We start from the raw sequence: 13,418 nt of genomic DNA, 5'->3' as shown, positions 1-13,418 counted from the left end.
AGGATTTAACATGTCAGGTTTTCAACAACACACCGGATTAGTCGTTCCTCTAGATACGGCCAACATCGATACTGATGCGATCATTCCAAAGCAGTTTCTACAGAAAGTAAACCGCATCGGTTTTGGTAAGCACTTGTTCCACGATTGGCGCTTCCTAGACGATGCAGGCCAACAGCCAAACCCTGAGTTTGTAATGAACGAAGCTCGCTACCAAGGCGCTTCAATTCTTTTAGCTCGTGAAAACTTCGGTTGTGGTTCATCTCGTGAACACGCACCGTGGGCGCTTGCCGATTACGGTATTCAAGTGATGATCGCGCCAAGCTTTGCCGACATTTTCTACGGCAACTCGATCAACAACCAAATGGTGCCAGTTCGATTGACTGAGCAAGAAGTGGATGAGCTATTCCAATTCGTTGAAGCGAATGAAGGTGCAGAAATTACGGTTGATCTAGAAGCGATGAAAGTTAGCGCGAACGGTAAAGAGTACTCGTTTGAAATTGATGAGTTCCGTCGTCACTGCTTACTGAATGGTTTAGATAATATCGGCCTTACACTTCAACACGCCGATAAGATTTCAGAGTTTGAAGCTAAGATTCCTAGCTTCCTAAAATAATGAGACGTTTCTGAATAAATCCAAAGGTTGGCCAAGTGCCAACCTTTTTTATTTGGCTAAGCTTTTAACTTAACTTCATATGTTTATTTAAATGAAGGGCAATGAAAGAAAATGGTAAGCCTTAAGGTCTTAGTAGTCAGTCATCAGGAGAATGCCATGAAACAACTACTTTTTATTGTCAGCCTACTTTTCTCAACCTTAGCTTGGTCTGCGCCTAAATCCGATCTTTGGCCATACTGGAACCAAAGCGACGAAACCAATCTAGAACAGGTATCTCACCAAGATTGGCAGCAATTTCTCGATAACTACATAGTTAAACAAGGGCAAAATACCCTAGTTCGCTATAAAGCAGTGAACATTGCCGATAAGACAAAACTCAATCAATACATCAAGCAACTCGAACAGGTGAATCCGCTCGACTATTCAAAAACGGAGCAGTATGCCTATTGGGTTAACCTATACAACGCCGTGACTGTCGATTTGATTCTTGATGCCTACCCGATCAAATCCATCACTAAACTTGGCGGACTATTTAGTTTTGGGCCGTGGGGAGATGATGTGGTAGTCGTTAACGGAAAATCACTGACACTCAACGACATTGAACATCGAATCCTAAGACCGATTTGGCAAGATCCTCGTACGCATTATGCAGTGAACTGTGCCAGCCTAGGTTGCCCTAACTTACAACCTGACGCTTTTACCTCTGACAATACTGAAGCCTTGCTAGAGCAAGCTGCAACTGAGTTTGTAAGCAGTAACAAAGGCGTGCTGGTTAAAAACGATAAGCTTCAACTATCATCGATTTACGAATGGTTTGCTGTGGATTTTGGTACAGAGAAACAACTTATTCGTCACTTAGAACAATATCGAACTGAAGCAGTAACCAATACTCAAAACATCAGTTATGAATACGATTGGTCGCTTAACCAAGCAAAATAGCTCTAACGCTAAAGTTGATCACTAAAACAAAAAAAGAGGCGAGAGGTTTTTATTAACCGCTAGGGCGTGTTGACCTTTCGCGGTTAAATTTCGTTCGATATAAAAGCGTTTTAATCGCGGCGAGGGGGAAGTAGCCTAGTCATTCTAAGCCAATCCCCCTCAACAAAGAGTAAAACGCTTTTAGCCGAACCCTTTGGGCAGCGTTTCTACAATTAAAAGCTTGAGCCCGGTTGCTGCAAGAATTCAATTTCTTCGGGAGTCGAAGCTCGCCCTAGCACCTCATTACGGTGCGGGTAGCGACCAAATCGCTCAATGATAACCTTGTGCTTAAACTCAAAATCCAGATTATGCTCTAATCCCGTTTGAGAAAAGAGCTCCACAGCTTGTTCATGAACTAACAAAGATTCACTGTGCATATAAGGCATATACAGGAAGCTTTTCTGTTGCTCGTTAAGCTGGTGATCAAAACCACCCGCTACCGCCTCTTGGGCTAGAGCCAATGCCATCGGATCAGCAGAAAATGCTGTCGGACTGTTTCTACCAATATTTCGAGAAAACTGATCAAGCACGATAATCTCAGCCAATCGTCCTTGCGCAGTTTGGCGCCACTCAAATAGCTCGCCTTGAATGGCTGCTTTATGCAATTCAGAAAATCGAGACTCTATCAAAGTGTCAATCTCGGCGCCGCCAGTAAACCAATCTTTAGGCGTCAACTCATCGAACCAAAACTCTAGAACATCCTGATACGTTACCGTCATATAACTCCCTTTAATAAAAAACCGAGTAACTTTGTTATTACTCGGTTTAGTGTTCAATTACTTAAAACCTTTTACTTTCTTTATAAGATCATAAGCATTCTGAATTTCTTGCGATTTTTCTTTCGCAACATTCATCATCTCAGGCGGTAAGCCCTTCGCCATCAGTTTATCTGGGTGATGCTCATTCATCAGCTTGCGGTAGGCTTTCTTCACCTCTTTACCGTCAGCACTTTCACTCACACCTAGAACCTTGTATGCATCGCCTAGCTGGTTCTGTTGTGAAGCCTGTTGCCAACCTGATGATTGCCCATGGCCTTGATGGCCACCAAAGCTTCCACCTTGTTGTTGGAAACGGAACGCAGCTTCTTGCATCTGCAAGCGGCGTTCTAGTTGCTCTGCCGAAAACCCAAGGCCTTGCGCTATTTTATGCAGAACTTGACGTTCACTCGGGTGCAAACTTCCATCCGCAAATGCGGCAGATACCTGAAGCTCTAGAAAGAACTGCAGAAGATCAAAACGACCACCCGATGAGATTTTCACTCGCTCAAGTACGTCGCTCAGTGGGAAGTCGCTCTCTTTGCCGTCACGGAATGCATCTTGCGCCGCTTTGCGTTGTTCGCCGTGCAGATTCATGCGCTCCATCATGGTAGAAGCAAGCTGAATCTCTTCTGGCGTTACCTGCCCTTTCGCTTTAGCAACGTGCCCCATAACCGCAAAAGCGGATTTAAAAAACTCGTTCTGTCTTTCGGATTGGCTTGGACCTCGACCAAAACCAGAGCTATTGAAGCCTGATTGGTTCAATCGGCGAGCTTTATCGAATTGGTGCCCTAAAAACAGACCAAAAACTAAACCAAGTGGTCCTCCAAATAAAAAGCCAAAAAACGCGCCCAAAATTTTGCCAAATATTTGCATTATGTGTTCTCTATCTATGAATTTTATCTGAGTAATGCTGTCTGATGATGCTGAATGCTATTATTTCCTTTATCATAAGGAAAATGCTTTATTAATTGGATTGATACTAGATCAACCCTTCATCTAGTGACACAGGATAGTTCAACTTCATGCAATCTTTTTCCCGCACCTTGTTAGCCGCGTCTATAAGTACGGCGTTATACGTGTCGACAACTCAAGCTGAAACAATCACCGATAGTAGTGTGCAGGAAATGCCCTCTATAGATCAATGCTTGATCGAGCCCGCTGCAGAAAACGAGACACAGCTACCCGCTCACGTTGAGTCAGATCGCTTAGAAGCTATCAATGGTGACAAGGCAATATATTCAGGTGACGTAGTCGTTACGCAAGGGAACAAGACCATCCTTGCCGATAACGTAACCCTGCACCAACAAGAAAATATCGTTGTAGCTGAAGGCAACGTAAACTTTAGTGACGGTCAAATCAAATCTATCTCAGACAGAGCGACCAATAATCTGACTACAGATGAAATGACGCTTGAGAACACCGATTACGAATTCCTTTGCGAGCCCGGTCGAGGCGATGCTGTTTATATCGCAAAAACAGGTAAAGCGGTTTATGAGATTGAAGATGGCTCGATAACCTCTTGTCCGATTGGCGACAATGCTTGGCGCCTAAGAGCATCAAGTATTGACGTCGATCAAAATGAAGAACAAGCAACCTTCTATAACCCACGTTTTGAAATCCAGAGCGTACCTGTTTTCTACCTACCTTATTTAACTGTTCCGATTGGTGATACCCGTAAGACAGGTTTCCTTTACCCAACCGTGTCATACGGTTCAAGCGATGGCTTTGAAGCTGAAATCCCTGTTTATTGGAACTTGGCGCCAAACTACGACTTGGAAACCACCTTCAAGTACATGCAAGAGCGTGGTACTCAACTCAACAGTAAATTCAGATATTTGAGCGATTTTGGTTCGGGGAGTATCAAGTCAGAGTACCTGCCTGATGATAAAAAGTACGAAGAGAAAGGCGACCGTTGGGGGGCACAACTAGAGCACTCAGGTATATTCCAACAGTCTTGGTTATTCGAAGTCGACTATTCAAAAGTGAGTGATATTGATTACTTTACTGACGTTAGCTCAAGCAGTATCGGTAACCGTGAAGATGGCCAGTTATTACAAGAAGGCCAAGCGACATACCGTTCTCAAAATTGGGACGCATCGGTGCTTGTCCGAGATTTTCAGGTTTTGACTCCAAACAACCAACCTTATCGTCTAATGCCACAGCTAGAGTATAACTACTATGCTCCTGAAGTGATGAAGTACTTAGACTTCGACATGATCAGCCATGTTTCAGTATTCGATACTGATGCGTCAAACAAACCATCTGCGACTCGTATTCACGTGGAACCTGGCATTACTATTCCTGTAGGGAACACCTGGGGTACATGGACGACAGAAGCTAGAGTACTTGGTACTTACTACCAGCAGGACCTTGATGGTGTTGATACTGGTGAAGGCTCTGAATACGAGGGATTAAAAGAGTCTGTAAGCAGGGTCATTCCTGAGTTTCGCAGCCACGCAGGTATCATTCTGGAGCGGGATACCACTATTGTTGGCGGCTACACGCAAACCCTTGAGCCGCAAGTTCAGTATCTTTATGTACCTGAAGAGGAGCAATCTGACATTGGCCGTTATGATACTACTCTGTTACAAACGGATTACTATGGTCTGTTTAGAAGCCGTAAATACAGTGGTGTTGATTTCATTGCAGCAGCTAATCAAGTTAGCTATGGCGCATCATCTCGTTTCTTTGATGATGAATATAAAGAACGTCTCAACATTTCTTTTGGCCAAATTTTTTATATCGACAAAGATACCAAACAAAATTTAAACACCAACGAGGTTGATAAGAACTCAAACTACTCATCTTGGGCAGTAGAAGTTGACTTTAACTACGATGACTACCTGTTTTACCATGGTGGGGTGCAATACGACATTGACACTACAGCGATGCAGCTTGCAAACAGTACGTTAGAATACCGCTTCACTGGTGGTTACATACAAACTAACTATCGTTATGTCACAGAAGAATACATAAATGAAACTGTAGATTTTGACGTATCATCCATCACAAGAGATGGTATCTCTCAAGCAGGATTACTTGGTGCCTACCAAATTTCACCGAAGTGGAGCACAAGTGCTCAATATTTCTATGATTTAACCACACAAGAAGATCTAGAGTGGTTAGCTCGTTTAAACTACAGATCGGATTGTTGGTATATTGGCTTTACCTATAGTAACCGTTTGACGAACAACATTAGTGACCCAAATATCACACCTGAATATGAAAACAACTTTAGTGTGAACTTCGGTATTGTTGGCTTCGGTACCAATATCGGCTCTGACTCTGGCGCTGTTGGGGATAGCAGCTCTGATAACTCATTGAGCTACGGTCGACCATTCTTCTTAAACAACTAATTTTCTTTACTGATAAACGTCAGTAAATTTAAAGGATTACACATGACATTGTGGAAACGCACATTAATTGCTATCGCAGCGACTTGTACTTTATCAACAAGCTTTGCAGCGCCAGTCGAGCTAGACAGCGTAAAAGTTATCGTTAACGAAGGCGTTATCTTGCAAAGTGACATCGATGCCTCGATGAAGACGCTGCGCGCAAACGCTAAGAAAAGCGGTCAAACATTGCCATCGCAAGATGTGCTCAATGAGCAAGTACTAGAAAAATTAATCATCGATACTATTCAAACTCAAGAAGCGGAACGTATTGGCGTTCGTATTGATGATGCTAGACTTGATCAAGCAATCGAAGGCATCGCGAAAGACAACAACCAAACGGTTGAACAACTTACCGCATCGGTTGCGGAAGAAGGCCTTAGCTACAATGCGTTTCGTGAGCAAGTAAGAAAAGAGATTGCGGCAAGTGAAGCACGTAATGCCTTAGTTCGTCGTCGTATCAATATACTACCTGCAGAAGTCGATAACCTAGCGGATATCTTAGCGCAAGAGACTAACGCGACCGTTCAATATAAAATTGGCCACATTCAGTTGCGCTTTAATGATGACCAAACCAAAGAAGAGTTAGAAGCTCAAACGACTGAACTAGTCGAGGAACTGAACTCAGGCAAAGATTTCAGCACCATGGCGTATACTTACTCTAAGGGTCCTAAAGCACTGCAAGGTGGTGATTGGGGTTGGATGCGTAAAGAAGAGATGCCAACCATTTTTGCTGACCAGATCAAAATGCAGAACAAGGGCAGCATCATCGGACCTTTCCGAAGTGGCGTTGGTTTCCATATCCTAAAAATTGAAGATGTGAAAGGCTTAGAAACTGTTGCGGTAACTGAGGTGAATGCACGTCATATTTTGATTAAGCCTACAGTGATCCTAAGTGATGATGGCGCCAAAGAGCAACTTGAAGAGATCACACGTCGTGTTAACGCTGGTGAAGCGAGCTTCGGTGACCTTGCTCAGCAATACAGCCAAGACCCAGGCTCAGCAGTTCAAGACGGCGAGCTAGGCTACCAAACACCAGATTTGTATGTACCAGAGTTCAAACACCAAGTAGAAACGCTACCTGAAGGTAAGATCAGTGCGCCATTCAAAACCGTACACGGTTGGCACATTGTTGAAGTACTAGATCGTCGCGAAGTAGACCGTACTGATTCAGCTTTGAAAAACAAGGCTTACCAAATTCTATTTAACCGTAAGTTCAACGAAGAAGCTGGTGCTTGGCTACAAGAAGTAAGAGCAAGCGCCTTTGTTGAAATGGTTGAGGACGACCAAGATGACAGCAACTAAACGTATTGTCATAACCGCAGGTGAACCAGCAGGTATAGGTCCAGATTTAACTCTGGCTCTATCTCAAGAAAGTTGGCATCATCAACTCGTGGTTTGTGCTGATAAAACACTGCTATCCGAGCGAGCTAAAATTCTTGGTATCGAAGTCGATCTGCTAGATTACGACGCAAACGCAGCTAAGCAACCGCAACGCGCTGGTACACTGGTAGTGAAGCACGTTCCACTTGCTGAAGCGGCAGTTGCAGGTCAACTCAATGAGGCTAATGGTCATTACGTATTAAATACTTTAGAAACCGCAGCAATTGGCTGTATGAATGATGAATTTGATGCTATTGTCACCGGCCCCGTTCACAAGGGTGTAATTAACCGAGCTGGCGTTGCTTTTAGCGGCCATACCGAGTTCTTTGCAGAGAAGTCCAATACGCCACTGGTGGTGATGATGTTGGCAACTGAAGGGCTGCGTGTTGCGCTAGTAACAACGCACATCCCACTAGCTTATGTATCTCAAGCAGTGACCGAAGACAGATTAGAGCAAATTATTGCTATTCTGAATAAAGATTTGGTTGAGAAATTTGCTATTGAGGAACCAACTATCTACGTATGTGGCTTGAATCCACATGCTGGTGAAGATGGTTGTTTAGGGCGTGAAGAGATTGAAACCATCACCCCAACGCTAGAAAAAATTCGCCAAAAAGATGGCATCAATTTAGTTGGCCCATTGCCAGCAGATACCATCTTTAATGAAAAATATTTGCAAGATGCAGATGCTGTTTTAGGTATGTATCACGACCAAGTACTCCCGGTATTGAAATACAAAGGGTTTGGTCGCTCAGTGAACATCACGCTTGGCTTACCGTTTATTCGCACATCAGTCGACCACGGTACCGCCTTAGACTTGGCAGGGAAAGGCCAAGCCGATACAGGGAGCTTTAGAACAGCGCTCACGCACGCCATTGAATTAGTAGAGAAAAAGCAATGAGAAATGATGTCCACTTAGGGCACAAAGCGCGTAAACGTTTTGGTCAAAACTTCCTTAACGATCCATACATTATTGATGGCATCGTATCGAGCATTAACCCACTACCAGGTCAAAACTTGGTAGAGATCGGCCCTGGTCTAGGCGCAATTACTGAGCCTGTGGGTAAGCTTGTCGATAAATTTACCGTTATCGAATTGGATAGAGACCTTGCAGAACGTCTTCGTAACCATCCAGATCTTGCGGACAAGCTAACGATCCGTGAAGGTGATGCGATGAAGTTCGACTTCCAAGAACTGGTTAAGCCGAACAATAAGCTACGCATCTTTGGTAACTTGCCATACAACATCTCTACACCATTGATGTTCCACCTTTTTGAATTCCATAAAGACGTGCAAGACATGCACTTTATGCTTCAAAAAGAAGTGGTTAACCGTCTAGCAGCGGGCCCTGGTAGCAAAGCTTACGGCCGCCTTACTGTAATGGCTCAATACTACTGTAAAGTGACGCCAGTGCTAGAAGTGCCACCAACGGCCTTCGTTCCGCCACCGAAAGTAGACTCAGCAGTCGTTCGCCTACAGCCATACGAAGTGCTACCTTACCCGGCAAAAGATCTGAAATGGCTTGACCGCGTATGTCGTGAAGGCTTTAACCAGCGTCGTAAAACAGTTCGTAACTGCTACAAGAGCTTAATCGATAAGGAAGTGCTTGAAGAGCTAGGTATCAACCCAAGCATGCGTCCTGAGAACTTAACGCTCGAGCAGTTTGTCGACATGGCAAACTGGTTGTACGACAGTCACAACGCTGACAAATAAATAAAAAAGGCTCCTACACTTCGGTTAGGAGCCTTTTTTATGTAATACTTTAATTACATTAAGTATATCAACAACAAAAGGTGCGAATATGGATATATCTACGCCTTGTATCAAATGCCAGGTTCACTCTAAGTACATAGAAGAACAATCTGAGCCAACGAAGAATCGTTACGTCTTCGCCTACATTATTACCATCAAAAACCTAAGTAAAACAACGGTGCAGCTTATGTCTCGCCGCTGGTTAATTACCGACTCCAACGGCAAGCAACTCACCATTGAGGGTGATGGTGTGGTTGGCCAACAACCCGTGATTGAAGCCAACGACGAATACACTTACACGAGTGGTACTGTCATCGAAACCCCTGTTGGCGTTATGCAAGGTCACTATGTGATGACCGATAACAAAGGCATCGACTTCATAACTGAAGTTGATCCATTCAGACTCGCGATCCCTAATATTCTTAATTAGCCGTACATCCGTATCTACAGGAAATTATTGTGTCGAATTATATTGTCGGAGACATCCAAGGGTGCTTCGACGAACTTCAATTACTGCTTGAAACCATCAACTTTAATAAACACCAAGATACTTTATGGGTCGCCGGAGACTTAGTTGCTCGAGGCCCTAAGTCATTGGAGACACTACGCTTTATTCGTAGCCTTGGTGACGCAGCTAAGGTTGTATTAGGCAACCACGACTTACACCTTCTGGCGGTCTCCTTAGGGCTATTTCCAGCGAAACCAAAAGATAAGACTCAAGCGATTCTTGATGCTGAAGATCGTGAACTGCTACTCGAATGGTTAAGACAACAGCCTTTGCTTCAAGAACACCCAGAGTTCGTGATGTGCCATGCGGGTATCTCGCCGCAGTGGAACCTAGAAAGAGCACGTGTTGAAAATCGAGAGATCGTATCCTTGTTAAAGTCCGATAAATGGCAATGGCTAATCGAAAACATGTACAGCAACGCACCTGATTTATGGCATCAGGATTTACATGATATTGAGCGCTATCGCTATGCGATCAATAGCCTGACAAGAATGCGTTTCTGTTTTGAAGATGGCCGACTCGACATGGCATGTAAGCTACCACCGAATGAAATTACCGATGAACCATTAGTGCCGTGGTTTGACCTTCCGCAACGTATAAAGCTCGATAAAACCGTTGTTTTTGGACACTGGGCTGCGCTTGAAGGCTATAACGGAAAAGACGTGATTGGACTCGATACTGGATGCGTTTGGGGGGGAGAGTTGACGATTCTTCGCTGGGAAGACAAACAGTTTTTCACTCAGAAAGCGCTATAAAAATACGAGACACGAGACACGAGACACGAGACACGAGACACGAGACACGAGACACGAGACACGAGACACGAGACACGAGAAGCTTGCGCTACTGGTGCAGTAACGCAAGCATTTTTCAGAGACTAGCTATTTGATAACCACAGTTAACGTTCGAGAATCACAAACTCCATGTTGTGTTTGTTTTTCTCGTCAGCTTGATAACTCTCGTTAAAGCTCTGCTTCCAACCTTCACCCCAGTCAGGAAATTGTGTATCTCCATCGACGGCGAAATCGATGTAAGTCAGATACAACTTGTCCGCTTTAGGTAAGCAGCTCTCATAAATAGAGCCGCCACCAATGATCATCACTTCTTCAACATCACTGAGCAGCTCTAATGCCTGTTCAATCGAAGTAACCGTCGTTACACCTTCAATCTTTAAACTCTCATCACGGCTGATTACGACATTCAACCGACCCGGCAAAGGGCGACCAATTGAGTCATAGGTCTTACGTCCCATCACGACGGGTTTACCCATAGTCGAGCGTTTAAACCATGCGAAATCCGCAGGCAAATGCCAAGGCATCTGATTGTCTTTACCAATTACACGGTTGTTCGCCATTGCCGCTATCATGCTGATGATCATAAATCGAAAGTCCTGTCCCTAAAAAGAAAATTAACGCTAAACGATAGGTCTACGGCGATAGAATAACAGTCCTGGCACAGCTAAGCCAACCGCCAGTCCAGCGATAATAAACATCGATTTTAAAAAGTTCTCCATCAACATTGCCAACAACTCTGGTGTGTAGCCTACCCTGTTAATCTCGACCATTGCAATCATCGCCTTGAAGGCAAACACACCTGGCACCATAGGAATTAGCGCTGCAACCGTAAACACCTTCGGATGTGCTAACAGTTTATGCGACCAATGAACCCCTATCATGCCAACCACAGTCGCGGCGAAGAACGTCGCCCATTCGATTGGAATGCCAAAGTGCATCATCAGATAACGGCTACCATGACCGATAGAACCACCGAGTGCACAATAAACTAAAGCACGTTGCGGAACGTTAAATACCAATGCAAACCCAACCGCAGGAATAGCGGCGAAAAACATATCGTTGAGCAAACCTAAAAACAGTTCGAAGATACTCATTAGCTCGCCCACCCCCAAACATCCGATAGACTCATCGCCGCAACAATGCCCAAGCTCGTCGCCAAAGTTAATAAGCTGGCCATGGTAAAGCGCGCTAACCCCATATTAATATGGCCTTTAAGCATATCAGCGACAGAGTTAATCAGAGGGAAACCGGGTACTAACATTAGTACTGATGAAGCCATCACGATCGTGGGTTGGCCGCCAATATTGTAAAGTACGGCTTGAGCAGAAATGGTAGTGGTAACGAATGCTGTGATAGCAAAGTTTAATAGCGGATTGAAATGGCGATGACCAATCTCTTGTCTGACGATCATTCCGCAAGCTGAAGCAATAAAAGTCATCATGAAGACTTGCCAGTCTCCGCCTGCAAGGTGACTAAAAGAGGCGCACGACAACCCTATCATCACAACCACTAACCAACGGTTGTAGCGTTCGGGGCTGATGTTTTGAATCTTTTTATACGCCAAATCATAATCGAGAATTCCCTTCTCCATCATGATGCAAATGCGTTGAATATCGGTGATAACCTGCATGTTAATGCCACGATCAGCACAACTTCGAGTAGTGGTAATACAGTGATCGTTCATTACAGTAGTTACAACAAGCGCATTGGCTGACAGGGCAACTTCAACCTCATTTACCCCACAAGCAATACCGATGCGGCGCATGATATCGCCGACCAGTGTGCTCTCGGCCCCGTGCGCCAATAACATTTGTCCTGATTGAGCGACGAGTCTTGAGATCGCTCTTTGCTTTGATGCCATGATTTCCTTCCCATAGGCGTTAATTATCTAAAGATAAATTTTGCATAAAAAACAGCAAGACGTCATGATTTAGATACAAAAAAACCGCAATTTTCATTGCGGTTTAATAAAACTATCAGTGTACTTGTAAGAAGCGACCGATACGTTATGAGAAACTAAGAGGGTTAGTCACGAACATAGATAACATGGCCGTCATCTTCTTCGTCATCCCAATCGTCCCAATCGTCGTCATCTTCAGTAACGACATTCTTACCGCTCATCGCATCTTTATGGTAGTCATCCCACATAAAGTCTACTTTTTCTTCTTCTTCAACTTCTACAACTTCACGAGGTAGGTTTTCCATAAACTCACCAAGTTTGAAGCAAAGATCTTTGGTGCCGATTTTATTCACAGCAGAGATCTTGAAGTACTCGCCTTCCCAGCCCAAAGCATCGATGATTTCTTGAACCTTTTCGTCTGCTTCGTCTTCTGGCATTAGGTCAACTTTGTTGAACACTAACCAACGAGGTTTCTGTGAAACTTTTTCACTGTATTGCTCAAGCTCATCGATGATCGTTAGTGCATTCTGAATAGGATCAGATTGATCGATCGGCATAATGTCGATCATATGCAGCAGAACACGACAACGCTCAAGGTGCTTAAGGAAGCGGATACCAAGGCCAGCGCCATCAGCAGCGCCTTCGATTAGACCTGGGATATCGGCAACAACGAAGCTCTTTTCAGGAACAACACTTACCACACCCAAGCTTGGGATCAAGGTAGTGAACGGGTAATCAGCCACTTTTGGTTTCGCAGCAGATACTGAACGAATAAAAGTAGATTTACCTGCGTTTGGTAGGCCAAGCATACCAACGTCAGCTAATAGAAGAAGCTCTAAACGCAGTTCACGAACTTCGCCTTTAGTACCCATTGTCTTTTGACGAGGAGCACGGTTAACAGACGATTTAAAACGCGTGTTACCAAGACCGTGCCAACCACCTTTACCAACCATTACTTTCTTGCCGTGTTCAGCAACTTCAGCAACGATTTCGTTGGTGTGGATATCAACCGCACGAGTACCTACAGGCACTTTCAGTGTAATGTCTTTACCACGTTTACCAGTACAGTTACCACCGCGACCGTTCTCACCACGCTCTGCGTTGTAAAAACGTTGGAAACGATAATCGATCAGCGTGTTTAAGTTCTCATCCGCTTGGATGTAAACATCACCACCGTCACCGCCATCACCGCCGTCAGGACCACCTTTAGCGACGAATTTTTCGCGCCAAAAGCTAACTGTACCATTACCGCCATCACCGGCTTCTATTTTTACTACCGCTTCATCAACGAATTTCATTTTTTAACTCCGCACTTACGTTGCGTTACCACTCATCAAGGA

The 13,418-nt window shown here is 44.3% G+C and carries 14 protein-coding genes; 8 read left to right on the top strand and 6 right to left on the bottom strand.

Annotation, left to right across the window (positions count from 1 at the left end; translation table 11 throughout):
- Positions 1-10: 10 nt before the first annotated feature.
- Complete coding sequence (leuD, locus tag HRQ85_RS19755; RefSeq protein ID WP_017061388.1) at positions 11-613, top strand: 3-isopropylmalate dehydratase small subunit; 603 nt, start codon at positions 11-13, stop codon at positions 611-613.
- Between the two features lie 156 nt (positions 614-769).
- Entirely contained in the window at positions 770-1,552 is a 783-nt protein-coding gene (locus HRQ85_RS19750; protein WP_172380439.1) for a DUF547 domain-containing protein, read from the top strand.
- A gap of 212 nt (positions 1,553-1,764) precedes the next feature.
- Here the strand turns inward: HRQ85_RS19750 and HRQ85_RS19745 are convergent, their stop codons facing one another.
- Entirely contained in the window at positions 1,765-2,310 is a 546-nt protein-coding gene (locus HRQ85_RS19745; RefSeq protein ID WP_172380438.1) for a DUF924 family protein, read from the bottom strand.
- Between the two features lie 57 nt (positions 2,311-2,367).
- Complete coding sequence (gene djlA / locus HRQ85_RS19740; protein WP_172380437.1) at positions 2,368-3,222, bottom strand: co-chaperone DjlA; 855 nt, start codon at positions 3,220-3,222, stop codon at positions 2,368-2,370.
- Positions 3,223-3,371: 149 nt separating this feature from the next.
- On the opposite strand from djlA, the gene lptD reads away from it, so the two are divergent.
- The 6 genes from lptD (at position 3,372) to HRQ85_RS19710 (ending at position 10,139) form a co-directional block, all read left to right on the top strand.
- Complete coding sequence (gene lptD, locus HRQ85_RS19735) at positions 3,372-5,705, top strand: LPS assembly protein LptD (protein WP_172380436.1); 2,334 nt, start codon at positions 3,372-3,374, stop codon at positions 5,703-5,705.
- 42 nt (positions 5,706-5,747) lie between these two features.
- Positions 5,748-7,046 carry a peptidylprolyl isomerase SurA gene (gene surA, locus HRQ85_RS19730; RefSeq protein WP_172380435.1) on the top strand — a complete coding sequence of 433 codons (1,299 nt, stop codon included), beginning with the start codon at positions 5,748-5,750 and terminating at the stop codon, positions 7,044-7,046.
- Entirely contained in the window at positions 7,033-8,025 is a 993-nt protein-coding gene (pdxA, locus tag HRQ85_RS19725; protein ID WP_172380434.1) for a 4-hydroxythreonine-4-phosphate dehydrogenase PdxA, read from the top strand. The genes surA and pdxA overlap by 14 nt, the downstream gene beginning before the upstream one ends.
- Entirely contained in the window at positions 8,022-8,837 is an 816-nt protein-coding gene (gene rsmA / locus HRQ85_RS19720) for a 16S rRNA (adenine(1518)-N(6)/adenine(1519)-N(6))-dimethyltransferase RsmA (protein ID WP_017062942.1), read from the top strand. The genes pdxA and rsmA overlap by 4 nt, the downstream gene beginning before the upstream one ends.
- Before the next feature lie 88 nt (positions 8,838-8,925).
- A complete protein-coding gene (gene apaG, locus HRQ85_RS19715) occupies positions 8,926-9,306 on the top strand; it encodes a Co2+/Mg2+ efflux protein ApaG (protein ID WP_004735899.1) in 381 nt (126 codons plus the stop codon).
- A 29-nt stretch (positions 9,307-9,335) separates the two neighbouring features.
- Complete coding sequence (locus HRQ85_RS19710; protein ID WP_172380433.1) at positions 9,336-10,139, top strand: symmetrical bis(5'-nucleosyl)-tetraphosphatase; 804 nt, start codon at positions 9,336-9,338, stop codon at positions 10,137-10,139.
- Positions 10,140-10,282: 143 nt separating this feature from the next.
- On the opposite strand, the gene folA is transcribed toward HRQ85_RS19710, so the two are convergent.
- The 4 genes from folA to cgtA all read right to left on the bottom strand — a co-directional run bounded on the left by folA (position 10,283) and on the right by cgtA (position 13,376).
- Positions 10,283-10,762, bottom strand: a complete 480-nt coding sequence (folA, locus tag HRQ85_RS19705; RefSeq protein ID WP_172380432.1) for a type 3 dihydrofolate reductase — start codon at positions 10,760-10,762, stop codon at positions 10,283-10,285.
- Between the two features lie 36 nt (positions 10,763-10,798).
- Positions 10,799-11,272 carry a threonine/serine exporter family protein gene (locus HRQ85_RS19700; protein WP_172380431.1) on the bottom strand — a complete coding sequence of 158 codons (474 nt, stop codon included), beginning with the start codon at positions 11,270-11,272 and terminating at the stop codon, positions 10,799-10,801.
- Positions 11,272-12,039 (bottom strand): threonine/serine exporter family protein, encoded by a 768-nt coding sequence (locus HRQ85_RS19695; protein ID WP_050643130.1) that lies wholly within the window; start codon positions 12,037-12,039, stop codon positions 11,272-11,274. Before HRQ85_RS19695 ends, HRQ85_RS19700 begins: the two co-directional genes overlap by 1 nt.
- A gap of 164 nt (positions 12,040-12,203) precedes the next feature.
- On the bottom strand, positions 12,204-13,376 hold the full coding sequence (gene cgtA / locus HRQ85_RS19690) for an Obg family GTPase CgtA (protein ID WP_172380430.1): 1,173 nt from the start codon (positions 13,374-13,376) through the stop codon (positions 12,204-12,206).
- Positions 13,377-13,418: the final 42 nt, after the last annotated feature.

Origin of the sequence: Vibrio sp. Vb339 (assembly GCF_902751245.1) — a bacterium.
Classification (GTDB): domain Bacteria; phylum Pseudomonadota; class Gammaproteobacteria; order Enterobacterales; family Vibrionaceae; genus Vibrio; species Vibrio coralliirubri.
This window is presented reverse-complemented; position numbering and strand designations above follow the sequence as displayed.